This is a genomic window from Streptomyces venezuelae (assembly GCF_008642295.1).
GTDB lineage: Bacteria > Actinomycetota > Actinomycetes > Streptomycetales > Streptomycetaceae > Streptomyces > Streptomyces venezuelae_C.
In genome coordinates, this window is sequence record NZ_CP029190.1 from 4,676,396 (window position 1) to 4,698,863 (window position 22,468).

The 22,468-nt window shown below is 71.5% G+C and carries 21 protein-coding genes; 8 read left to right on the forward strand and 13 right to left on the reverse strand.

The window, feature by feature from the left end:
* Positions 1-47: 47 nt before the first annotated feature.
* From DEJ50_RS20995 to DEJ50_RS21005, 3 genes are all read right to left on the reverse strand, one after another.
* The gene (locus DEJ50_RS20995; RefSeq protein ID WP_150209498.1) at positions 48-2,555 is read right to left on the reverse strand and encodes an ATP-binding SpoIIE family protein phosphatase; all 2,508 of its coding nucleotides are present in this window, start codon (positions 2,553-2,555) and stop codon (positions 48-50) included.
* Positions 2,556-2,754: 199 nt separating this feature from the next.
* On the reverse strand, positions 2,755-3,444 hold the full coding sequence (locus tag DEJ50_RS21000; RefSeq protein ID WP_150209499.1) for a DUF402 domain-containing protein: 690 nt from the start codon (positions 3,442-3,444) through the stop codon (positions 2,755-2,757).
* A gap of 91 nt (positions 3,445-3,535) precedes the next feature.
* On the reverse strand, positions 3,536-4,936 hold the full coding sequence (locus DEJ50_RS21005) for a class II fumarate hydratase (RefSeq protein ID WP_150209500.1): 1,401 nt from the start codon (positions 4,934-4,936) through the stop codon (positions 3,536-3,538).
* A 107-nt stretch (positions 4,937-5,043) separates the two neighbouring features.
* On the opposite strand from DEJ50_RS21005, the gene DEJ50_RS21010 reads away from it, so the two are divergent.
* On the forward strand, positions 5,044-6,567 hold the full coding sequence (locus tag DEJ50_RS21010) for a ricin-type beta-trefoil lectin domain protein (RefSeq protein ID WP_150209501.1): 1,524 nt from the start codon (positions 5,044-5,046) through the stop codon (positions 6,565-6,567).
* A 70-nt stretch (positions 6,568-6,637) separates the two neighbouring features.
* On the opposite strand, the gene DEJ50_RS21015 is transcribed toward DEJ50_RS21010, so the two are convergent.
* From DEJ50_RS21015 to DEJ50_RS21025, 3 genes are all read right to left on the reverse strand, one after another.
* On the reverse strand, positions 6,638-7,264 hold the full coding sequence (locus DEJ50_RS21015; RefSeq protein ID WP_150209502.1) for a hypothetical protein: 627 nt from the start codon (positions 7,262-7,264) through the stop codon (positions 6,638-6,640).
* Between the two features lie 143 nt (positions 7,265-7,407).
* Complete coding sequence (locus DEJ50_RS21020) at positions 7,408-8,184, reverse strand: glycerophosphodiester phosphodiesterase (protein ID WP_150209503.1); 777 nt, start codon at positions 8,182-8,184, stop codon at positions 7,408-7,410.
* Between the two features lie 209 nt (positions 8,185-8,393).
* The gene (locus DEJ50_RS21025; RefSeq protein WP_150209504.1) at positions 8,394-10,058 is read right to left on the reverse strand and encodes a fumarate hydratase; all 1,665 of its coding nucleotides are present in this window, start codon (positions 10,056-10,058) and stop codon (positions 8,394-8,396) included.
* Between the two features lie 183 nt (positions 10,059-10,241).
* Between DEJ50_RS21025 and DEJ50_RS21030 the strand changes: the two genes are divergently transcribed.
* Both DEJ50_RS21030 and DEJ50_RS21035 read left to right on the forward strand, forming a co-directional pair.
* The gene (locus DEJ50_RS21030) at positions 10,242-10,907 is read left to right on the forward strand and encodes a DUF1707 domain-containing protein (protein WP_150209505.1); all 666 of its coding nucleotides are present in this window, start codon (positions 10,242-10,244) and stop codon (positions 10,905-10,907) included.
* 112 nt (positions 10,908-11,019) lie between these two features.
* A complete protein-coding gene (locus DEJ50_RS21035) occupies positions 11,020-11,394 on the forward strand; it encodes a WhiB family transcriptional regulator (protein WP_150209506.1) in 375 nt (124 codons plus the stop codon).
* A gap of 110 nt (positions 11,395-11,504) precedes the next feature.
* Here DEJ50_RS21035 and glpX read toward each other — a convergent pair whose 3' ends face one another.
* Positions 11,505-12,536 (reverse strand): class II fructose-bisphosphatase, encoded by a 1,032-nt coding sequence (glpX, locus tag DEJ50_RS21040; protein WP_150209507.1) that lies wholly within the window; start codon positions 12,534-12,536, stop codon positions 11,505-11,507.
* A 180-nt stretch (positions 12,537-12,716) separates the two neighbouring features.
* On the opposite strand from glpX, the gene DEJ50_RS21045 reads away from it, so the two are divergent.
* Positions 12,717-13,232 carry a DUF4245 domain-containing protein gene (locus DEJ50_RS21045; RefSeq protein ID WP_190344999.1) on the forward strand — a complete coding sequence of 172 codons (516 nt, stop codon included), beginning with the start codon at positions 12,717-12,719 and terminating at the stop codon, positions 13,230-13,232.
* A 92-nt stretch (positions 13,233-13,324) separates the two neighbouring features.
* Here the strand turns inward: DEJ50_RS21045 and DEJ50_RS21050 are convergent, their stop codons facing one another.
* The 4 genes from DEJ50_RS21050 to DEJ50_RS21065 all read right to left on the reverse strand — a co-directional run bounded on the left by DEJ50_RS21050 (position 13,325) and on the right by DEJ50_RS21065 (position 17,119).
* Positions 13,325-13,915: a malonic semialdehyde reductase gene (locus DEJ50_RS21050; protein WP_150209509.1), complete on the reverse strand. Its 591-nt coding sequence runs from the start codon at positions 13,913-13,915 to the stop codon at positions 13,325-13,327.
* Positions 13,916-14,035: 120 nt separating this feature from the next.
* Complete coding sequence (locus DEJ50_RS21055; protein WP_150209510.1) at positions 14,036-14,269, reverse strand: exodeoxyribonuclease VII small subunit; 234 nt, start codon at positions 14,267-14,269, stop codon at positions 14,036-14,038.
* A 90-nt stretch (positions 14,270-14,359) separates the two neighbouring features.
* The gene (xseA, locus tag DEJ50_RS21060) at positions 14,360-15,589 is read right to left on the reverse strand and encodes an exodeoxyribonuclease VII large subunit (protein ID WP_150209511.1); all 1,230 of its coding nucleotides are present in this window, start codon (positions 15,587-15,589) and stop codon (positions 14,360-14,362) included.
* A 9-nt stretch (positions 15,590-15,598) separates the two neighbouring features.
* A complete protein-coding gene (locus tag DEJ50_RS21065) occupies positions 15,599-17,119 on the reverse strand; it encodes an APC family permease (RefSeq protein ID WP_150209512.1) in 1,521 nt (506 codons plus the stop codon).
* 104 nt (positions 17,120-17,223) lie between these two features.
* Between DEJ50_RS21065 and DEJ50_RS21070 the strand changes: the two genes are divergently transcribed.
* Together DEJ50_RS21070 and ppgK are read left to right on the forward strand one after the other, a co-directional pair.
* The gene (locus DEJ50_RS21070; RefSeq protein WP_150209513.1) at positions 17,224-18,210 is read left to right on the forward strand and encodes a 4-hydroxy-3-methylbut-2-enyl diphosphate reductase; all 987 of its coding nucleotides are present in this window, start codon (positions 17,224-17,226) and stop codon (positions 18,208-18,210) included.
* A gap of 21 nt (positions 18,211-18,231) precedes the next feature.
* The gene (gene ppgK, locus DEJ50_RS21075) at positions 18,232-18,999 is read left to right on the forward strand and encodes a polyphosphate--glucose phosphotransferase (RefSeq protein WP_150209514.1); all 768 of its coding nucleotides are present in this window, start codon (positions 18,232-18,234) and stop codon (positions 18,997-18,999) included.
* A gap of 39 nt (positions 19,000-19,038) precedes the next feature.
* Here ppgK and DEJ50_RS21080 read toward each other — a convergent pair whose 3' ends face one another.
* A complete protein-coding gene (locus DEJ50_RS21080) occupies positions 19,039-19,587 on the reverse strand; it encodes a DUF6542 domain-containing protein (RefSeq protein ID WP_411757626.1) in 549 nt (182 codons plus the stop codon).
* Positions 19,588-19,711: 124 nt separating this feature from the next.
* On the opposite strand from DEJ50_RS21080, the gene ychF reads away from it, so the two are divergent.
* Complete coding sequence (gene ychF, locus DEJ50_RS21085) at positions 19,712-20,800, forward strand: redox-regulated ATPase YchF (RefSeq protein ID WP_150209515.1); 1,089 nt, start codon at positions 19,712-19,714, stop codon at positions 20,798-20,800.
* 112 nt (positions 20,801-20,912) lie between these two features.
* Here the strand turns inward: ychF and DEJ50_RS21090 are convergent, their stop codons facing one another.
* Positions 20,913-21,494: a Uma2 family endonuclease gene (locus tag DEJ50_RS21090; RefSeq protein WP_053679225.1), complete on the reverse strand. Its 582-nt coding sequence runs from the start codon at positions 21,492-21,494 to the stop codon at positions 20,913-20,915.
* Positions 21,495-21,602: 108 nt separating this feature from the next.
* Here DEJ50_RS21090 and DEJ50_RS21095 point away from each other — a divergent pair, with 108 nt between their 5' ends.
* Positions 21,603-22,355 (forward strand): hypothetical protein, encoded by a 753-nt coding sequence (locus DEJ50_RS21095; protein WP_150209516.1) that lies wholly within the window; start codon positions 21,603-21,605, stop codon positions 22,353-22,355.
* Positions 22,356-22,468: the final 113 nt, after the last annotated feature.

Genomic DNA, 22,468 nt, shown 5'->3' on the forward strand with positions numbered 1-22,468 from the left:
GGGCGGTGCCGTTTCTGCCGTTGCTGCTCTCGATATCGACGCCGGGGTCAGTGCCGGTCGCGCCCGCCCGGCAGCCCGAGCTCGAACCAGACGACCTTTCCACTGCTCAGCCGGGTCGCACCCCAGCGCCGGGCCATCCGGTTCACCAGGAACAGGCCGCGCCCGCCCTCGTCGGTGTCCCGGGCCCGCCGCTGCCGGGGCAGCTGCGGGGAGTCGTCCCCGACCTCGCAGCGCAGTACGTCCGTCCGCAGCAGACGCAGCGTCACCGGCCGCTCCGCGTACCGGACGGCATTGGTCACCACCTCGCTGACCAGCAGCTCCAGCGAATCGGTCAGCTCCTCCAGACCCCACCGGGACAGCGCCCGGCGGGCGAACCGGCGGGCCCGGCCGGGAGCCGTCTCCTCCGGGTCGAGGAACCAGTACGCCACATCACTGGGCGCGATCCCGTCGAAGCGGGCGGCGAGCAGCGCGATGTCGTCGTCCCGGTCGCCGGGTCCCAGCATGTCGAGCACGTCGTCGCAGAGGGCCTCCAGCGGCGGCGGATGGTCCAGGCCGGTCAGCTGGGCGGTGGCCGCCAGCCGTTCCCGCAGCTGCTCGATCCCGGTCCACACGTCCCGGAGCCGGGACTCCACCAGGCCGTCGGTGTACAGCAGCAGGGTGGCCCCGGCCGGTGCGTCCAGCTCGACGGCCTCGAAGTCGACCCCGCCGACTCCGATGGGCGCGCCCGGCGGCACCCGGAGCACCTCGGCACGGCCGCCGAGGTGCAGCAGCACCGGCGGCGGGTGTCCCGCGTTGGCGATGGTGATCCGGTGCGAGACCGGGTCGTACACGGCGTACAGGCAGGTCGCCATCCGGTCCGAACCCAGCCGCTGGGCCTGCTCGTCGAGGTGGTGCAGGACCTCGCCGGGCGGCAGGTCCAGCTGGGCCAGGGTCTGGGCGGTGGTCCGCAGCTGGCCCATGATCGCGGCGGAGGTCATGGAATGGCCCATGACGTCGCCGACCACCAGCGCGACCCGGCTGCCGGGCAGCGGTATGGCGTCGTACCAGTCGCCGCCGACCCGGGCGGTCTCGGCGGCCGGCAGGTACCGGGAGGCCAGCCGCACCCCGGTCGGCTGCGGCAGCGAGTCCGGCAGCATGGTGCGCTGCAGCTCGTCGGCGATGTAGGCCTCGCGGCCGTACAGCACCGCCTTGTCGATGCCGAGTGCGGTGTGGGTGGCCAGCTGGGCGGCGACCAGCAGGTCGTTGGGCTCGAACGCGGGCCGCTCCGGGCTGCGCAGGAACACGGCGGCACCGATCACCCGCCGCCGGCCGCGCAGCGGCGCCAGTACGGCACGCTGGCCGCGCGGCACCGGATGGTCGGCGCCGAGCAGCTCGGGCAGCGCGGCCCGGGCCGCGGCGGAGGACCCGAACACGGGCCGTACGCCGCGCAGCACCTCGGCGAGCGCCCCGCCGGGCCGGATCTCGCACAGCTCGGCGGCGGGCAGGTCGCCCTGCGGGCCGAGGAGGGGGAGCTGGCTGAAGTCGAGCTCGCCGGCGGCCCCCGTGGCCGCCGCGGTCCCGGTGGCTTCCAGCCCGCTGCCGAGTTCGTCGATCGGCCGCAGCCGGTCGGTGCGGCGCAGCCTTAAGACGACGGGGCCGACCGGCCGTTCGTCGCCGACCGGGAGCGGATCGCGCAGGTAGACGAGGATCGCGTCGGAGAAGGTCGGCACGGTGGCCCGGCACAGGCCGAGCACGATCTCGTCGAGGTCGATGCCGCGGGCGATCCGCCGGGTCGCGGCGCCCACGAAGCGCAGCCGGTCGCCCTCGCGGCGGGCGGCCGTGACATCGGCAGCGGCCGGTATGGCGCCCCCGGCACCCGAGCCCGTGGCGCCGACCGCCGCCGCGGCACCGGCCGGTGACGGTCCGTCGGGCAGCTCCGGGCCCGGACCCGGGCGGTCCGGGCCGGCCGCGGGTCCGGCGGCGGAGCCGGCCGCGGAGGCGGCGGCATGCGCGGCTGCCGGGGTACGGGCGGCTGCCGTCCCGCCGCGCGGGCCCGGCAGACCGGCCTGGGCGGCCTTCCGGGCGGCTGCGGCGTCACGGGCCTGCCGGGCGGCCTCCGCACGGCCGCGGTGGCCGCCGCCGGGGGTTCCGCCGGCCGGCCGGGATGCCGGGACCGTCTCGGGGCCGGGCTCCGGGCCGTCGGTGCCGCCGGGAGTCGCCCGGGCCGCCTCGGGGGCCGCTCCGGAAGCCGCGCCCCGGCCCGGGCCGGGGCCGGCGCCCGCGGCCGGGCCCGCAGCCGCGTCCTGGGCGAGCCCGTCGCGGGCCCGCGCTCCGGCCGGATCGTCGTCGGCCGGGGCCGGGGCCTTTCCGTGGCCGAGGTCGCCGGGGTCGACCGGGCCGGCCCGGTCGCTGCGGCTGCCCGGCCCGGTGGTGCCCGGCATGCTCTGCGCGCCCACGGCGGAGCCGGGCGCGGCCTGGCCCCGCGCACCCCGCCGCGCCCGCCGCGGCCCGGGCACGTCGGAGCTGCCCGCCGCGGCAGGCTGCGGGCCGTCGTGGGACGTGGGGTACTCCGTCACGCGTGGAATTCCGTCCGTTTGCGCTCGATGTGCGCTGCACTCAACTCGGTCAGTCGCGGTATACCCGCTCAGCGGCGAGGGCACCGTCACCCTCGGGTACCGCGTCCCGCTCGTTACCAAGTCCCGCGCGCAGCATGACAATTACGCAGCCTTGCGGAGGACGATCCTACGTTTGAACCCCGGGGGCGCATCAAGGGTCTCATGAGGTCATATGCGCCGGGGTGCGGTCCCAGCCTTCGGGCAGAACCGGAACGTCCCAGCTCGGATCGGGTCTCCAGTCCTGCCAGCCGGAGGAAAACGGCGGTCCCCAGGCCTTGATCAGGTCCACCGCGGCACGGCCCGCCGCTCGGACCCCGGCCGCTTCCTCCGGGCCGATCAGCCCGGACCGCTGGGCCTGCGCGAACTCGTCCTCGTCCCGCCACAGCCAGGTGCGGTCCGGGTAGACGGAGATGTCGAGGAAGTGGTCCTCGGAGTCCACCCCGCCGTCCCACCGCACCCGCGGCGACTCGAGGTTCACGTACCAGCTGCGGAACTCCCAGTCGTCACCCCAGAACAGCCACACCGACCACGGGTCGGCGGGTCTGGCCAGTTTCAGTACCCCGCCCCCGAACCACTGCGAGCGGGCCGTGGTGCGCGGGGCGGTGTACCGGGTGGCGAGCGGTTCCTCGTGCACCGGAGTGCCGTCGGCCAGGACGGGTTTGACGCATTCGGTCCCCGGGGCCATCCACACGGCCAGCAGCTCGTCCGTGTCCTGGACCACGGTGACCGGCCGGCAGATGTGCACCCGGCCCCTCAGGCCGGGCGCATGGTCGCGGTAGCGCCAGAGGATGTGCTCCCCGGGCGCCCAGTGCGTGCCGTGCGTCGCGTCCCGCGCGTCGGTACCTGTCATGCGCAGATCTTAGGGCGGGGTTTCGGGGACCCGCTGCGGTGCAGGTCACGGTCGGGTTCGGGCCGAGAAATGACCGAAATCAGGCCCCCGCTCAGGGGTGGGTCATCCGCAGCACGTCAAGGGCCCGGTCGAGCTCCTCCAGGGTGAGGTCGCCGCGCTCGATGTAGCCGGATTCGAGCACCACCTCCCGGATCGTCTTCCGTTCCGCGAGCGACCTCTTGGCGACCTTGGCCGCCTCCTCGTATCCGATGTACCGGTTCAGGGGGGTCACCACGGAGGGCGAGGACTCGGCGTACTCCCTGGCCCGGTCCGCGTTCGCGGTGATTCCGGCGACCGTCCGGTCGGCCAGCAGGCGGCTCGCCGCGCCGAGCAGGCGTACGGATTCCAGCAGGTTGCGGGCCATCACGGGGAGCATCACATTGAGTTCGAAATTGCCGGACGCGCCCGCCACGGTGAGCGTGGTGTCGTTCCCGGTCACCTGCGCGGCGACCATGAGGACGGCCTCCGGGACCACCGGATTGACCTTTCCGGGCATGATCGAGGACCCCGGCTGGAGATCCGGCAGATTGATTTCGGCCAATCCGGTGCGCGGTCCGGAGGCCATCCAGCGGAGGTCGTTGCAGATCTTGGTGAGCGAGACCGCGATGGTCCGGAGCATGCCGGAGGTCTCCACCAGCGCGTCCCGCGCGCCCTGGGCCTCGAAGTGGTTCCGGGCCTCGGTGAGCGGCAGTCCGGTGGCCGCGGCCACTTCGGCGATCACGGCCGCGGAGAATCCGGGCGGGGTGTTGATACCGGTGCCGACGGCGGTCCCGCCCAGCGGCAGCTCGGCGAGCCGGGGCAGCACGGCGTGCAGCCGCTCGACCCCGTAGCGGATCTGGGCGGCGTACCCGCCGAACTCCTGTCCCAGGGTGACCGGCGTGGCGTCCATCAGATGCGTACGGCCGGCCTTGACCACGTCGGCGAACTCGGCCGACTTGTCCTCCAGCGCGGTGGCGAGGTGCTCCAGGGCGGGGATCAGCTCACCCGTGACGGCCGCGGTGGCGGCGATGTGGACGGAAGAGGGAAATACGTCGTTGGAGCTCTGCGAGGCGTTGACGTGGTCGTTGGGATGGACCTCGCGACCGAGCCGCTCGGTCGCCAGGGTCGCGATCACCTCGTTGGCGTTCATGTTGGAGGAGGTGCCGGAGCCGGTCTGGAAGACGTCCACCGGAAAGTGCTCGTCCCAGCGGCCTTCGGCCACCTCCGCCGCGGCGCCCGCGACGGCCTCGCCGGTCTCCGGGTCGAGAACCCCGAGCCGGACGTTGACCCGGGCGGCGGCGGCCTTGATCTCGGCCAGGGCGGCGATGTGGGCGCGCTCCAGGCGCTGCCCGGAGATCGGGAAGTTCTCCACCGCCCGCTGGGTCTGGGCGCGCCACCGGGCGTGGGCGGGAACCCGTACTTCGCCCATGGAGTCGTGTTCGATGCGGAACTGCGGGAGCTGGTCGTCGGTCATATGTGGGGCCTCCTCAAAAAGTTGAGCAATTGTCGTGTTCGAAGTGTTCCCAACTCCCCTACCGGCCAGTAAATACCCGGGGTAACACTGACACCGGGGAGGCGTCCATGGCGCATACGACACCCAGACTCAGATCTACCTTCGCCGCCCTCGCGGCGTTCGCGGCTGCCCTCGGGGGCATGACCGCCATCACCCCCATGGCCCAGGCGGCACCCGTGCCCGCCGCGGCCGTCACCTCGCTCTCACCGGAACTGGAGGCCATCCGGGCCGCCGAAGCGGTGAAGATCTACGGTGACTCCGCGATCCGTCCGATGGACCAGCGCAAGACCGGGCTCATCTCGCTCGGCGACAGCGAGATCTCGGGCGAGGGCGTGGGCAACTACGACCCGCCGACCAACACGCCGGACAACCAGTGCCACCGGTCACCGGAGACCGCGATCCACCGGACCGGAATCCAGGCCGACCTCACCTTCAACGTGGCCTGTTCCGGCGCCTACACGGGCAATATCCGGATCGGCGGCCACAAGCAGTGGGCCGACGAGCTGGTGCAGAGCGACAGCCTCGCCATCAAGGCCCGCAACACGAAGATCAAGATGGTGCTGCTGGTCGCCGGGGCCAACGACGACCTCCAGTTCGGGCCGGTGATGACCGACTGCGTGACCCGCTGGGTGCTCAGCCAGGGCACCTGCGAACCGAAGTACGCCCCCGGCTGGCAGGCCCGGGTCGACGGCCTCCGGCCCAAGGTCGAGGCGACCGTCGCCGACCTCAGGACCGTCATGCGCGACGCCGGCTACGCCGACTCCGACTACAAGCTGGTCGTGATGGGCTACCCCAGCCCCATCGGCCCCGACTTCCACGACAACCCCGACTTCCCCGGCAAGCTGCCGGGCGGCTGCGCGGGCTACGACTCCGACGCCACCTGGGGCCGCAACCACGCCGTGCCCGCCTTCGAGAAGGGCATGCGGGAGGCCGCCCGCAACTCCGGCGCGATCTACCTGGACAACTCGCGGCTGTTCCACGGCCACGAGGTGTGCATGGAGAACACCTGGGCCCGCGGCCTCTACCTGGACCTCGGGGATCACTTCCCCTGGGACGAGCACACCGCCCGCCAGTCCTTCCACCCCAACGCCCGCGGCCACGCGGCCTTCGCCTCCTGCCTCACCCAGCTCTACGCCTCCGGGCTGCGCGAGGCCTCCTGCGCCGACCCGGCCTCCACCGGCACCCCGGTGCTCACCGCCGGAGCCTGGGACGACCTCTACAAGCCGCTGAAGAACCAGGCGACGGGCACCTGCCTGGACGCCAAGGGCGGAGCCAGCGCCAACGGCACCGCGGTCCTGGGCTGGGACTGCCACGGCGGTCGCAACCAGGGCTGGTGGTACGACGGCACGCAGCAGTCGGTGCACCTCGAACTCACCCACGACCGCTGCCTGGACGCACCGGGCGCCGCCTACGGTGCGGGCACCGCCCTGATCATCTGGAACTGCCACGGCGGCGCCAACCAGAACTTCGTCCGCGACGGAGCCACCCTCCGGCCGGCCGCCGCCCCGGGCATGTGCCTCACGCTCGCGGCGCCGAAGGAACCGCTCCGGCTCCAGCCCTGCAACGGCTCCGCGAACCAGAGCTTCGCGTAACCGCCCGCCCCCGTACACCCCCCACATCCGGCCGGCGCACCCCGGCCGGATGTCCCGTTTCCCGGGGTCCCTACCGAGGCTGGGGCGCCAGCGGAGCCGCGGCCACCGAGAACCCGCCCTCGACGACCCGGGCGAAGGCCGCCGGAGCCATGCAGGTCCCGGTGTCGGGCTGCACGAGCTTGCCCTCCACCACGTGGGCGTTGCCCACGCCCCAGGAGAAGCCCAGCCGGTCCGGCTCCCGGCCGCGACCGTCCTCGATGCTGATGCCGATCCGCTCGCCCGCCGTCCCGACGTTCGAGGTCTCGACGACGGCGGTCAGGGTGGCCGACCGGTTGCCCGTGACAAGGCAGTCCACCCGGGCCTCGGACACGGCGGTGAACTCCTTGCCGTCCTCCGTCTCGGAGGCGGGCACCCGGTGATGGATCGTCACCCGGCCGCGGGCGTCGGTGGGCGAGCCCTTCTCCAGCTTCGTGCCCGGGTACCCCCTGCTCCACGGCGCGCCCTCGGCCTCGACCGTGAACCGGATCTCGTGGGTGGCGGAGTACGGGTAGAAGATCCGTCCCCCGCCGTGCACCGAGGCGGTACGCGCGGTCGCGTCGGCCGGCGCGCCCGGCGCGCCCGGCGCGGGGGCGGCGGCCACCAGCGAGGCGACGGCGGCCAGTGCGGCGACGGGCAGGGCGACGGTACGGATACGCATGTGAACTCCCCTGGTCAGGCACCCCGTTCGGGTGTGCCACCAGCTTCGTCCCGGAGCCCGGCCGACTCCATCTGCCGATCGGCGGACCTGCACCGGCCGCCCTCCGCCGAACGGCAGAGCCCGTCCCGGCTGCGAGCCGGCTCCTACCGTTCGGCGAGCAGCCCGGAGACCAGCTCCCGGACCTCCCGCGGCCGGTTGGTGATCAGCGTGTCCACGCCGAGCCGCAGGCACAACTCCACATCCGCGGGCTCGTCCACCGTCCACACCCGCACCCGCAGCCCCTTCGCGTGCAGCCGCGCCACCAGCCCGGGGTCCCGCCGCACCAGCTCGATGCCGGGCCCGGCATGCCCGGCGAAGGGCGGCCGGACCGGCCGCAGCCGCCGCTCCATCAGGTACACGGCGGGCAGCCCGGGAGCCAGCCGGTGCAACCGGGTCAGCGCGTTCCGCGAGAAGCTCATCACCTCGACCAGACCACTCGCCCCGTCGGCGAGCCCGTACGCCCGGAGCATCCGTACGAGCTCGGCCTCCAGCCGGCCGCCGGCCCGGGTCGGGTGCTTGGTCTCGACGGCCAGCCCGACGGGCCGCCCCGCGCCCAGCGCCTCCTGCAGCAGCTCCTCGAAGAGCAGCACCCGCGCTCCCCGGTGCGGCTCCCCCTTCCAGCCGCCGAAATCGAGCGCGGCCAGCTCCTCGTACGTCAGGGCGGACACCACGCCCCGCCCGTCGGAGGTCCGCTCCACCCGCCGGTCGTGCACACAGACCAGCCGCCCGTCGGCACTGAGCCGCACATCGCACTCCAGCGCGTCCGCGCCGTCGGCGATGGCCTGCCGGTAGGCGGCGAGGGTGTGCTCGGGGTGGTCGTGGGAGGCGCCGCGGTGGGCGATGACGCGGACGCCGTTGCGCCCGAGGGTTGCCTGAGTCATGAGGCAGACGTTAACCGGACACGGTGGCCCGGCCGGTGCGCCCGCCGCACGGATGGCGGAACAGTCCGTGACGTTACGCGGCGCTCCGCCCACCCCCGTTCCGGGCGCGCTCTGCCGAGGGCGCTGCCCGACGGGGGTGGGGCGAAGCCCCGCGAGCGGCTGCGGGGTCACAGGCCCCCGCACCACCGCCCGACCCCGGGGGCCCGGGATCAGGCCAGGCCGGGACCGCGGACCGGGATGTGGGTGAAGGTGGGTTCCGGGGCCGGGTTCTGGAAGAAGTCGTTGCCCTTGTCGTCCACGACGATGAACGCCGGGAAGTCCTCGACCTCGATCTTCCAGACCGCCTCCATGCCGAGCTCCTCGTACTCGACGACCTCGACCTTCTTGATGCAGTCCTGGGCGAGACGGGCCGCGGGTCCGCCGATCGAGCCCAGGTAGAAGCCGCCGTGCGTGCCGCACGCGTTGGTCACCTGCTGCGAGCGGTTGCCCTTGGCCAGCATGACCTTGGAGCCGCCCGCCGCCTGGAACTGCTCGACGTAGCTGTCCATACGGCCGGCCGTGGTCGGGCCGAAGGAGCCGGAGGCGTAGCCCTCCGGGGTCTTCGCCGGGCCGGCGTAGTACACCGGGTGGTCCTTGAGGTACTGCGGCATCTCCTCGCCCGCGTCCAGCCGCTCCTTGATCTTCGCGTGCGCGATGTCGCGCGCCACGACCAGCGGGCCGGTGAGGGAGAGGCGGGTCTTGACCGGGTGCCGGGTCAGGGTGGCGAGGATGTCCTCCATCGGCTGGTTGAGGTCGATCTTCACGACCTCGCCGCCCGACAGGTGCATGTCCTCGGTCTCCGGCAGGAACCGCGCGGGGTCCCGCTCCAGCTGCTCCAGGAAGACGCCCTCGGCGGTGATCTTCGCAGTGGCCTGGCGGTCCGCGGAGCAGGAGACGGCGATGGCGACGGGCAGCGAGGCGCCGTGGCGGGGAAGGCGGACCACGCGCACGTCGTGGCAGAAGTACTTGCCGCCGAACTGCGCGCCGATGCCGATCTTCTGGGTGAGCTCGAAGACCTGCTGCTCCAGGTCCAGGTCGCGGAAGCCGTGGCCCAGCGCGGAGCCCTCGGTCGGGAGCTCGTCGAGGTAGTGCGCGGAGGCGTACTTCGCGGTCTTCAGGGCGTGCTCGGCGGAGGTGCCGCCCACCACGATCGCCAGGTGGTAGGGCGGGCAGGCCGCGGTGCCCAGCGAGCGGATCTTCTCCTCGAGGAACTTCATCATCGAGGCTTCGTTCAGGACGGCCTTCGTCTCCTGGTAGAGGAAGGACTTGTTGGCCGAGCCGCCGCCCTTGGCCATGAAGAGGAACTTGTACGCGCCGCCGTCGGTGGCGTACAGCTCGATCTGCGCGGGCAGGTTCGAGCCGGTGTTCTTCTCCTCCCACATGGTCAGCGGGGCCATCTGCGAGTAGCGGAGGTTCAGCCGGGTGTAGGCGTCGTAGATGCCCCGGGACAGGGCCTCCTCGTCGCCGCCGGCGGTGAGGACGTTCTGGCCGCGCTTGCCCATCACGATCGCGGTGCCGGTGTCCTGGCACATCGGCAGCACGCCGGCCGCCGCGATGTTCGCGTTCTTGAGCAGGTCGAGGGCGACGAACTTGTCGTTCGAGGAGGCCTCGGGGTCGTCGATGATCCGCCGCAGCTGTGCCAGGTGGGCGGGGCGCAGGAAGTGCTGGATGTCGTGGATGGCCTCTTCGGCCAGCTTGCGCAGCGCCTCCGGCTCCACCTTGAGGAAGGTGCGGCCGTCCGCCTCGAACGTCGACACGCCCTCGGACGTCACCAGTCGGTAGGGAGTCTGGTCCTCTCCCAGAGGGAGCAGGTCGGTGTACGCGAACTCCGGCATTGTGTGGCCATTCCTCACTCGGCAGACAGCACTGACGACCTATTGGCAGCGCAGTCATCCAGCGTAGGTCCTCGCCCAGGGGCCATGTCTGTGAGGTAAGGCTCACTCACTCGACCTCGGTCGACACGCACGCGACAACAGGGAGCAGTATCGCGATCTATCGTGTTTGGCTATGCTGGGCGTGTGGACCTGGACAAGCACCCCGCCGCCTCTGCTGCTCCCGCCCAAATCCGCGCCTCGGACGCCGATCGTGACCGGATCGCGCAGATCCTCGGCGACGCCCTCGCGGAGGGCCGGCTGACCGCCGAGGAACACTCCGAACGCCTGGACGTGCTGTACGCCGTGAAGACCGTCGGCGAGCTGGACGCGCTGGTCCGGGACCTCCCGGCCGGGGCCGCCGGGCGCCCCGGGGCGTACGGCCCGGCCGGCGGCCTTCCCGCCGGGCCGCCTGGCGACGACACCGAGAACGTGATCGCGGTGTGCAGCGGCCAGGCCCGCCGCGGCCGGTGGCGGCCGGGCCCGCGGACCCGCGCCGTGGCCGTCATGGGCGACATCACCCTCGACCTCACCGAAGCGGTGTTCGAGCAGCAGCTCACCGAGATCAACGTGACCTGCATCCTCGGCTCCGCTGAAATCCTGGTGCCGGAAAACGTCACGCTGCGCGGATTCGGCAATGGCGTCCTCGGCAATTTCGACATCCGCGGGGAGTCCCGCGGCGAGACCGATCCGCAGGCCCCGGTCGTGGTCGTCCGCGGATTCGCCCTGCTGGGGAGCATCGAGGCCCGCCCCAAACCGGGCGCCCGGCTGGTCGATCTGGCGCACCGGATGCGCCAACGGCACCAGGACTAGTTCCCGGCCACTTCCCGGCCGGTTCGCCGCACGGGGTGCATATGGACGCGGACAGCGGGTAGGGACAGGTGCATCGTCTCTCGGCTCGTGAATACGTCGTCAGGAGTAGACCGTGCAGCAACCGCCGCATCAGTCCCTGCAGGTAGCCGCCATTGCTGTGCCGAAGCCGCGGGTGCCGTCCAGGGAAGAGGACGGCCCATGGCATGCGGAGGCGGTGTGCCGCCGGGACGAGGCGGGACTGTTCTTCGCCCCTTCCAAAGAGCCGACCGCGGCCCGGCTGTCGCGCGAGGAGGCCGCCAAGCGGGTCTGCGCCCGCTGCCCCGTCATGGTCGCCTGCCGCGAGCACGCGCTGCTCCAGCCCGAGCCGTACGGGGTGTGGGGCGGCCTCACCGCCGCCGAGCGCCGGGTGGTGCTGGCGCGGATGCGGAGGCGGGCCGCCGAGCTGCGCCAGAGCCCGGGCGCCGGCCCCATCGCCGCCGCGGGCTGAGCGGCGTACGCACCCGCCCCGGATCGAGGCGTCTGAGCACGACGAAAGGGCGGTCCCCCCGCACAGGGGACCGCCCTTCGTGCGTCGTCGCGCAGCCCTCGGCCTACGGCCTACTGCGCGCGGTCGAAGTCGATCGCGCTGTACGCGCGCAGCTTCGACAGGCGGTGGGTGGAGTCGATCTGCCGGATGGTGCCCGACTTGGAGCGCATGACCAGCGAGGACGTGGACGCGGTCTGGGACCGGTAGTGCACGCCGCGCAGCAGCTCTCCGTCGGTGATGCCGGTGGCGACGAAGAACACGTTCTCGCCGGAGACCAGGTCGTTGGTGGTCAGGACGCGGTCCAGGTCGTGGCCGGCGTCGATGGCCCGCTGCCGCTCGGCGTCGTCCTTCGGCCACAGCTTGCCCTGGATGACACCGCCCAGGCACTTTATGGCGCAGGCGGAGATGATGCCCTCGGGGGTGCCGCCGACGCCGAGGAGCAGGTCCACGCCGGTGCCCTCGCGGACCGCCATGATGGAGCCGGCGACATCGCCGTCGGAGATGAACTTGATGCGCGCACCGGTCTCGCGGATCTCCTTGACGATGCCCTCGTGGCGGGGGCGGTCCAGGATGACGACCGTGACGTCCTCGGGGTGCATGCCCTTGGCCTTGGCGACCCGGCGGATGTTCACCGAGGCCGGGGCGGTGATGTCGACGAAGTCGGCGGCCTCGGGGCCGGTGACCAGCTTGTCCATGTAGAAGACCGCGGACGGGTCGAACATGGTGCCGCGGTCGGCGGCGGCCAGGACGGCGATCGCGTTGGGCATGCCCTTGGCGTTGAGCGTGGTGCCGTCGATCGGGTCGACGGCGATGTCCACCTCGGCGCCGGTGCCGTCGCCGACCCGCTCGCCGTTGTAGAGCATGGGGGCTTCGTCCTTCTCGCCCTCGCCGATGACGACGACGCCGTTCATCGAGACGGTGGAGATCAGGGTCCGCATCGCGTTGACCGCGGCACCGTCGGCGCCGATCTTGTCGCCGCGACCGACCCAGCGGCCGGCGGCCATGGCGGCGGCCTCGGTCACCCGGACGAGTTCCAGGGCGAGATTGCGGTCGGGGGCCTCCGGAGAGACTTCGAGCTGGGGCGGCAGGTTGTGCTCGGTCATCGGAGCGCACCTTTCTGTACGACGACGGCCGGGAAGTGAGGGTCCTGGAACTCTATCGGTAGGTCGACATATTGAGCAGAGGGGGTCACGTATGAGCGGCATATCGGACAGCGGGTTGTCCGGAGCGGACCCCTGTGCTTGATCGTCCCGGCGGTGCGGGACGATAGGGGCGTGGCAGGTATGAAAGGTAAGCAGACGATCTGGGACATGGTCCGGTCGCTGGCGTTGATCGGACTGGTCGTCGGGGGGATCTACATCTTCCTTCCCCATGACGACAAGGCCGACCCGACGCGCGTCGTCGACTACCGGGTCGAGACCATCACCGCCCGGCGGGTGGCCCCGTACCCGCTGGCCGCACCGGTGGGCCTGCCGCAGGAGTGGCGGGCGACCTCGGTGACGTACAAGAAGAAGGACGCCCACGCCTGGCACCTCGGCTTCCTGGACCCGGACAACCAGTACGTGGCGGTGGAGCAGTCCAGCGACCCCTCCGATGCCTACCTGGCGAAGGTGACCCAGCAGGCGACCGCCACCGGACAGCAGCAGCAGGTCGGCGGGGTGGCCTGGGAGCGCTGGGACGGCCCGAAGTACGACGCGCTGGTGCGGACGGAGCAGGGGCATGTGACGGTGGTGACCGGCACGGCCTCCTTCGAGCAGCTGGCGAAGATGGCGGCGGCGCTGGAGTTCAAGAAGGCCTGAGCCCGCCCGCTCCACACACATACGGCGAAGGCCGCCCCGGGGGTCCGGGGCGGCCTTCGCCGTATGTGTGTGCGCGGTGTGTGCGGGGTGGCTCAGACGGTCGTGATGACCTGGTCGTAGCTCAGGCGCGGGGAGCGGTCGAACCAGGCACCCTCGGCCGGCTTGCCGATGTTGACGACCATCAGCGGGGTGTGGTCGCCGTCCAGGAACTCCTTCTGGACGCCGGAGAAGTCCAGGCCGGTCATCGGGCCGGCGGCCAGACCGGCGGCGCGCACGCCGACGATGAAGTACGCGGCCTGCAGCGCGGCGTTCAGTACGGCGGACTGCTCGCGGACCGGGCGCTCGCTGAAGAACGCGTCCTTGGCCTGCGGGAAGTGCGGCAGCAGGTGCGGGAGCTCCTCGTGGAACTCGTTGTCCGCGGAGAGGATCGCGACCAGCGGCGCGGCGGCGGTCTTGGCCTGGTTGCCCTCGGCCATGTGCTTCACCAGGCGCTCGCGGGCCTCGGGGGAGCGGACCAGGGTGATGCGCAGCGGGGTCTGGTTGAAGGCGGTCGGGCCGTACTTCACCAGGTCGTAGATCGCCTGGACCTGCTCCTCGGTCACCGGCTCGTCGGTGAACGAGTTGGCGGTGCGGGCCTCGCGGAACAGCAGGTCCTGGGCGGCGGCGTCGAGAACGAGGGACATCGGAAAGCCTTCTTCCATTGCAAGCAGGTGGAGGTGAAGCGATGTCCCTGACACTACGCCGAGATAGATGAAAATTCAACTAATGCGCTGCGAGTGCTGTGGGTCACTTTGGGGGCGGGCTCAGTCGTCCTCGGAGCCGCCGGCTTCCGCCGCATCCCGTGCCGCCAGCGCCGAGTCCAGGCGGGCCCGGGCCCCCTCCAGCCAGTGGCGGCAGACCTGCGCCAGCTCCTCGCCGCGCTCCCAGAGCGCGAGCGAGTCCTCCAGCGAGGTGCCGCCCGCCTCCAGCTTCCGCACGACCTCGATGAGCTCGTCGCGAGCCTGCTCGTATCCCAGCGCCGTAGTCGGCTCGGCCATTCCTGCCACCTTATGTGTGTAGTGCAACCAAAATATTGCGGGAGTGTGTCGTCACTCGGTGTCGTTGCTCGCTGTCGTTGCTCGGTGCCGTTACTCGGGGGAGGGTTCGGCCGGGTCGGTCACCCGCACCGCCAGCTCCCCCTCCGCCACCCGCGCGCGCAGCACCTCGCCCACCGGAGCCTCCGCCGGCGACCGCACGACATGCCCGTCCGCCCGCTGGAGCACCGCATAGCCGCGCTCCAGCGTCGCCGCCGGGGACAGTGCCACCACCCGGGCCAGGGTGTGCGCCAGCTCCGAGTCGGCCCGGTCCAGCAGGTGCCCCAGAGTGCGGCGGCTGCGCCCGAGCAGCGCCTCCAGCTCCTCCTCGCGGGTCTCCACCATCCGCTGCGGGTGCACGAACACCGGACGGGCCAGCACATGCGCCAGCCCCCGTTCCTCCCGGTCCAGCAGACCCCGGACGGCGCGCAGCGCGCGGCCCTGGAGCTGCCGCACCCGCTCCAGCTCCTCCCCGACGTCCGGGACCACCTTCTTCGCGGCATCGGTCGGGGTGGACGCGCGCAGGTCGGCGACCAGGTCCAGGAGCGGGGAGTCCGGCTCGTGCCCGATGGCCGACACCACCGGGGTGCGGGCCGCGGCCACCGCCCGTACGACCTGCTCGTCGGAGAACGGCAGCAGGTCCTCCACGCTGCCGCCGCCCCGTGCCACGATGATCACGTCGACCTCGTCGAGCGCGTCCAGCTCCTTGACCGCCTGGACCACCTGGGGCACCGCGTGCACCCCCTGGACGGCGACGTTGCGCACCTCGAAGCGGACCGCCGGCCAGCGCCGGCGGGCGTTCTCCAGTACGTCCCGCTCGGCCGCCGAGGCCCGCCCCACCACCAGCCCGACCAGCTGCGGCAGGAAGGGCAGCGGCTTCTTCCGATCGAAGTCGAACAGCCCCTCGGCGGCCAGCGAGCGCTTCAGCCGCTCCAGCCGGGCCAGCAGCTCGCCGATGCCCACCGGCCGTATCTCGGTGGCCCGCAGGGACAGCTGGCCGCGCGGGGCGTACCACTCCGGCTTGGCCAGGACGACGACCCGCGCGCCCTCCGCCACCGCGTCCGCGACCTCGTCGAACACCTGCCGGTAGCAGGTCACGCTCACCGAGATGTCGTGCGACGGGTCGCGCAGGGTCAGGAAGACCACCCCCGCACCCGGCCGGCGCGACAGCTGGGTGATCTGCCCCTCCACCCACACCTGCCCGAGCCGCTCGATCCAGCCCCCGATGAGCCGGGACACCTGGCCGACGGGCAGCGGCGCCTCGGCCGACGTATTCAGACCCATACAGGCAGGCTAACCGGCTCCACCGACAGTCCCCTTGGGTTCCTCTCCGGGAGGAACCCCGCGTCGCCCGGGCGGGGCCGGGGGTCCGGGAGGCGCCGCGAGCCCGGAGGAAGCCGGGGGTCCGGGCGGGGCCGGGGGGCCGGGAGGCGCCGGGCGCCGCCCGCGCTGGGCGAACAGCACCACCAGCCCCACCGCCAGCCAGACCGCCCCCACCACCTGGGCCGTCCACGCGGCCTCGACGATCACCGCGACCGTCACCGCCGCCCCCAGCACCGGCACCACCAGGTGCTTCCACCGGCTGGGCGGCCCCTCGCCGGCCCGCTCCCCGCCCCGCTTCACCCAGAACCAGCCCACCACCGAGGCGTGCAGCAGGGTGAACGCCACCAGCGCACCGATGTCCACCACCGACACCAGATGGTCCAGCCCGTCGTCCCGGCGGGCCGCCCACACCGCGGCGACCAGCGTCACCGTGGCCGCCACCAGCAGCGCCACCCGCGGAGTGCCGCCCGAGGTGCGGGCCAGCACCTGCGGCAGCCGCCGGTCCCGGGCCATCGCGAACAGCAGCCGCCCGGCCGCCGCCTGCCCGGCCAGCGCCGCGAAGGCCGCCCCGACCGCCTTGCTGACCGCCACCAGATCGTGCAGCCACGTCCCGACCGAGGCCTCCACCGCGTTGTAGAAGGCGGGCCCCTGCTGCGCCGGATCCGCCGCCAGTTCGGCCGCGGACACCGGGCTCAGCAGGGCCGCCAGATAGGTCTGCGCAATGAACAGCACACCGGTCAGCGCCAGGCAGAACAGCACCGCCCGGGCCACCCGCCACGACCCTCCGGTGACCTCCTCCGCGAACGCGACGATCGCATCGAAGCCCAGATACGACAGCACCGCCACCGAAACCGCACCCAGCACCGCGGCCGTACTGAACCCCAGCGAGCCGTCCCCGGTCAGCGGGGACAGCCAGCCGCGCTGCGCCCCGTCCCGGACCAGCACCGTCACCGCGGACACCAGGAACACCAGGAGCACCAGGATCTCCATGGCCAGCACCGCGAAGCCGACCCGCGCTGCCGCCCGTACGCCCCACAGGTTCAGCAGCGTGGTCACCAGCACCGCCAGCGCCGTCCACACCCACCGCGAAACCTCCGGCACCAGCGCGTTCATCGCGATCCCGGAGAACAGGTACGCGACGGCCGGGATGAGCAGGTAGTCCAGCATCGCCATCCAGCCGGCGATCAGGCCCGGGCCCTCGCCGAGGCCGGTGCGGGCGTACGTGTACACCGACCCGGCCTGCGGAGCCACACGCACCATCTGCGCGTAGCTGAAAGCGGTGAACCCCATGGCCACGGTCGCGCACAGGTAGACCAGTGCGACGGCGCCGTGCGAGGCGGCGTCCAGGGTGCCGAAGATGCCCACCGGGGCCATCGGCGCGATGAACAGCAGCCCGTACACCACCAGATCCCGGAATCCCAGGCTCCGCCGCAGCTGCCCGGCCTCGCCGCCCCCGCCCCTACCCCGGACCGTTGCCCGGACCTGCGCCATGACTTCCTCCGGGGGACGAGGGGAACAGGGTTGTGCCCGTTGTGCCCCAGTCTCTGTCGGCGGACCGATCTTCGCGCCCTCCGACGCGGCCGTACGATGTCCGTATGACTGCTCCCGCATCCCGTCGCCGTGTCCTGCTCGCCGCCCCCCGTGGCTACTGCGCGGGCGTGGACCGAGCCGTGATCGCCGTCGAGAAGGCCCTCGAGCAGTACGGCGCCCCGGTGTACGTCCGGCACGAGATCGTGCACAACAAGTACGTCGTCCAGACGCTGGAGAAGAAGGGCGCCATCTTCGTCGAGCGCACCGAAGAGGTTCCCCCCGGCAACATCGTGATGTTCTCCGCGCACGGCGTGGCGCCGGTGGTGCACGAGGAGGCCGCCCGCGGCCGGCTCGCGACCATCGACGCGACCTGCCCGCTGGTCACCAAGGTGCACAAGGAAGCCATCCGGTACGCCAACGAGGACTTCGACATCCTCCTCATCGGCCACGAAGGCCACGAAGAGGTCATCGGCACCTCCGGCGAGGCCCCGGACCACATCACGATCGTCGACGGCCCGCACGACGTGGACAAGGTCACCGTCCGCGACGAGTCCAAGGTCGTCTGGCTCTCCCAGACCACCCTGTCGGTGGACGAGACCATGGAGACCGTCGACGCGCTGAAGACGAAGTTCCCGCTGCTCGTCTCGCCGCCGAGCGACGACATCTGCTACGCCACCTCGAACCGCCAGGCCGCGGTCAAGGCGATGGGCGCCGACTCCGACCTGGTCATCGTGGTCGGCTCCAAGAACTCCTCGAACTCCATCCGGCTGGTCGAGGTCGCCAAGGACGCCGGTGCGCGCGCCGCCCATCTGGTCGACTTCGCGAGCGAGATCGACGAGGCCTGGCTGGAGGGCGTCAGCACGGTCGGCCTCACCTCGGGCGCCTCGGTTCCCGAGGTCCTGGTCGAGGAGGTGCTGGCCTGGCTCGCGGAGCGCGGCTACGCGGACGTCGAGCTGGTGAAGACCGCCGAGGAGTCGATCACCTTCTCCCTCCCGAAGGAACTGCGCAAGGACCTGCGCGCCGAGGCGGCGGACCTGCTCGCCGGGGAGTAACTCCTTTCGTACGGTATGTCCATGCAGACGACGCAGATCATGGGCGTGGACATCGGCGGCTCCGGCATCAAGGGCGCACCGGTCGACCTGGCGCGCGGAGAGCTCGCCGCCGAGCGCCACAAGGTACTGACACCGCACCCGGCCACCCCCGAGGGGGTGGCCGGGTGCGTTGCGGAGGTGGTCCGGCACTTCGAGTGGAGCGGCCCGGTGGGGATCACCTTCCCGGGTGTCGTCACGGGCGGCATCACCCGTTCGGCCGCCAATGTCGACAAGGCCTGGATCGGCCTGGACGCCCGCGCGCTCCTCTCCGGCCAGCTGGACGGGCTGCCGGTCACGGTCCTCAACGACGCGGACGCGGCGGGCGTCGCGGAGATGACGTACGGGGCGGGGCGCGGCCGTACCGGTACGGTCATCCTCCTCACCCTGGGCACGGGCATCGGCAGCGCCCTCTTCACCGACGGGCACCTGGTCCCCAACAGCGAGCTGGGACACCTGGAACTGCACGGCCACGACGCGGAGAAGCGGGCCTCGGTGAAGGCGAAGGAGGACGGGGACCTGACCTGGGAACGGTGGGCCCGCCGCCTGTCGAAGTACCTGGCGCACGTGGAGATGCTGTTCTCCCCGGACCTGTTCATCCTGGGCGGCGGCGTCAGCCGCAAGCCGGAGAAGTTCCTGCCGCTGATCGAGGGGGTCCGGGCCGAGATCGTCCCGGCGGTACTCCAGAACAACGCGGGCATCGTGGGCGCGGCGATGGCGGCCCGTCCGCCGGGCACGAGGCCGGGCGACTGACGGGGGGCCGGGCCGGGGCGGGCAGACGGGCAGACGGGCTCAGGCGGGGAGGCGGCGGGCGGCGGCCATCCGCCGCCGGTTGCTCAGCGCGGCCCGCCGCCCCAGCGCGATCAGCGCCGCGATCAGCGTCCCGGCGTACAGCCAGCCGGCCTGCAACGACAGGGCGGTGACGACTCCCATCAGCTGCCCGCCGAGCCCGCCCGACCCGCCGGCGATCGGCCATACGCCGAAGGCGAAGGCGATCGGCACCGAGACCGGCGCGGTGACCAGATCGGCGGGCCGCACCCAGAGGGCCGTCGCCGCGGCCACCGGCAGGAACAGCACCCCGTACCCGGTGAGCGAGGCATCGAAGAGCAGCCAGACGATCCCGCCCGCCAGCACCATGGCGGCACTGGCGAACAGCCCGCCGCCGAGACCCGTCAGCCGCGGCCGGGGCAGCCGGCGCGGGACACCGGACGGCCCGGACGGCCCGGACGGCCCGGCCGTCCGCGGGCGGGTCATCCCCGGGCGCGGGCGGGCCACGGCCCCGGTCGGGCGCCGCTGGGCCGGAGGTCGCTGCTGCTGCGCGGGGTGATGATCTGACTGCACCCTGTATTGCTCCACCCCACGAGGCTAGGTGCCGCACCCCGGATCGGGGGCCCGGGACACGCGTAAACTGTCTGATGGCCCATGCCCGGGCCGTACCCTCCAGCAGCTACGGGAAGTCGCCAACGTGTCGCTCACGATCGGAATCGTCGGTCTGCCGAATGTCGGCAAGTCGACCCTTTTCAACGCCCTGACCAAGAACGACGTGCTGGCGGCCAACTACCCGTTCGCCACCATCGAGCCGAACGTCGGCGTGGTCGGCGTCCCGGACCCGCGTCTGGCGGTCCTGGCGGGTATCTTCAGCTCGCAGAAGATCCTCCCGGCGACGGTCGACTTCGTCGACATCGCGGGCATCGTGCGCGGCGCCTCGGAGGGTGAGGGCCTGGGCAACAAGTTCCTGGCGAACATCCGCGAGTCGGACGCGATCTGCCAGGTCATCCGTGCCTTCAAGGACGAGAACGTCGTGCACGTCGACGGCAAGGTCTCGCCGAAGGACGACATCGAGACGATCAACACCGAGCTGATCCTCGCCGACCTCCAGTCCATCGAGAAGGCGGAGCCGCGCCTGACGAAGGAGTCCCGCCTCCAGAAGGACAAGGTCGCGGTCCTGGCGGCGGTCGTCGAGGCGCGGAAGATCCTCGAAGAGGGCCACACCCTGTTCTCGAAGGGCATCACCAAGGGCACGGAGCAGGGCGACCTCCTCCACGAGCTGCACCTGCTCACCACCAAGCCGTTCCTCTACGTCTTCAACGTCGACGAGGACGAGCTGACGGACGACGCCTTCAAGGCCGAGCAGTCGGCCCTGGTCGCCCCGGCGGAGGCCATCTTCCTGAACGCCAAGCTGGAGGCGGACCTCGCCGAGCTCGACGACGAGGAGGCCCTGGAGCTCCTCCAGTCGGTCGGCCAGGAAGAGCCGGGCCTCGCCACCCTGGGCCGCGTCGGCTTCGACACCCTGGGCCTGCAGACCTACCTGACGGCCGGCCCGAAGGAAACCCGTGCCTGGACCATCAAGAAGGGCGCCACGGCCCCCGAGGCGGCCGGCGTGATCCACACCGACTTCCAGCGCGGCTTCATCAAGGCCGAGGTCATCTCCTTCGCCGACCTGGTCGACTGCGGCTCGGTCACCGAGGCCCGCGCCAAGGGCAAGGCCCGCATGGAGGGCAAGGACTACGTGATGCAGGACGGCGACGTGGTGGAATTCCGCTTCAACGTGTAGTCGATTCGTTACTGCATGTTAGCTAGTTTCGTCAAACGTGCAGGTCAGAAGGGGTCGGACTCGTCAGAGTCCGACCCCTTCTGCAGTCCCGTGCTGACTTGGTGCTGACTTTTCAGCCGCTTCGGGGCGGCGTGAGCTTGTCGAGGTCCAGGCTGATCGCGAAGGGCACCGGGCGCTTGAGGGTGCCCCGGAAGATGCCGGCGGGCGCGTAGACGCCGGTCGGTTCGTCGAGCTCGTAGACGTGGACGACGGGTGCCCCGTCCTCATCCTCGATGCACCAGTAGTGCGGGATGCCGGCCTCCGCGTACTTGCGGAGCTTTACTGTGCGATCGCGATGGGCGGACTCGGGTGAGACCGCCTCCACGACGAGCTTCACGTCCTCCGGGGCGTACCAGGTGCGGTCGGGGTCGTAAGGCAGGTTCGTCAGCAAGAGGTCCGGCTCGGGACGGTTGCGGGCATCGAGGCGGATCGTCATCTCCCGCTCGACCTCGAAGTCGGCCGGCGCCTGCGCCATGAGCGTGGTGGTCAGGGCGGTTACGAGGCGGCCGTGCCAGGACCGCTGGGGCGACATCATGAAGACGAGGGCTCCGTCGATCAGCTCGGTGTGGCGGGGTGCCTCGGGGAGGCGGTCGAGGTCCTCCGCGAACCAGCCTTCCGCGCGCGGCGGGCGCATCCAGTCGGGCAGTGCGGTCATGTCTTCACGGTAGCGGCCCGCAGCTCAGGCTGGAGAGCCAACGATCCCGGCCAGAGGTTTTTCGGCAACTTGCCGCATCGCAACCAGCCACGCACCTAACATCCGGCCATGAGCGACTCGTCGGTCCAGATCACCACGGTGGTCATCTCCGTGGCGGCTCTCGTCTTCTCAACGACGGCCGCGTTTTGGGCCCTCGTCTACAACCGGCGTCAGGCGAGAGCGGTTGCGCAAGCCAACGCCCTCGCGGAGAAGGCGCAACGCGAGCAGGCTGAGCCGTACGTCATCGTCGACATCAAGCCTCGTATCCCTGGATCATCGCTGCTCGTGCTGGTGATCGAGAACATCGGTCAGACCCTGGCCCGCAACGTACGCATCTCGGTGAGCCCTCCGCTGCAGACCACTCTGGGGGCGGAGCGGGCCGCGACTCTTCATCGTGTTGTCGGTCGCCCTATCGCCACCCTGCCTCCGACGCGCCGCATTCCCTTCGTCATGGACTTAGGCCATCAGCTGTTCTCCTCGGAGCTGCCCAAGGTCTATGAGTTCCGGGTGGAGTCGGACGGCCCCTTCGGCCGCGTGGACCCGCTCGTCTACACGGTGGATCTCGAAGCTCTCAGGGACAGTGCCCTTGAGACCGATTCGACGGAGTGGAGCGCGCACCAGATCGCCAAGCACCTCAAGAGGAGTGCGGATGCGCAAGAGGGGCAGTCGCGCTCCGTGGAAGCACTGAGCCGCCAGATTCAGGAGGCACTGGAACGTCAGAACCCAGAACGCAGGGCGGACATTGGGGGCCTCAGCTCGGTCGAGTCCGCCGTCCAGCAGATCCCCATGGAGCCGCTGGGTGATGGCGAGGCTCTCGCGTGATGGATGACGTAATCCCGTGCTGATTCTGTGCTGACTTGTCCCGCTTGGAACCACGTTTACGCAGGTCAGAGCTCTATGCGACACGTTCCGCTTCAACGTCTAATGCGTTCGGC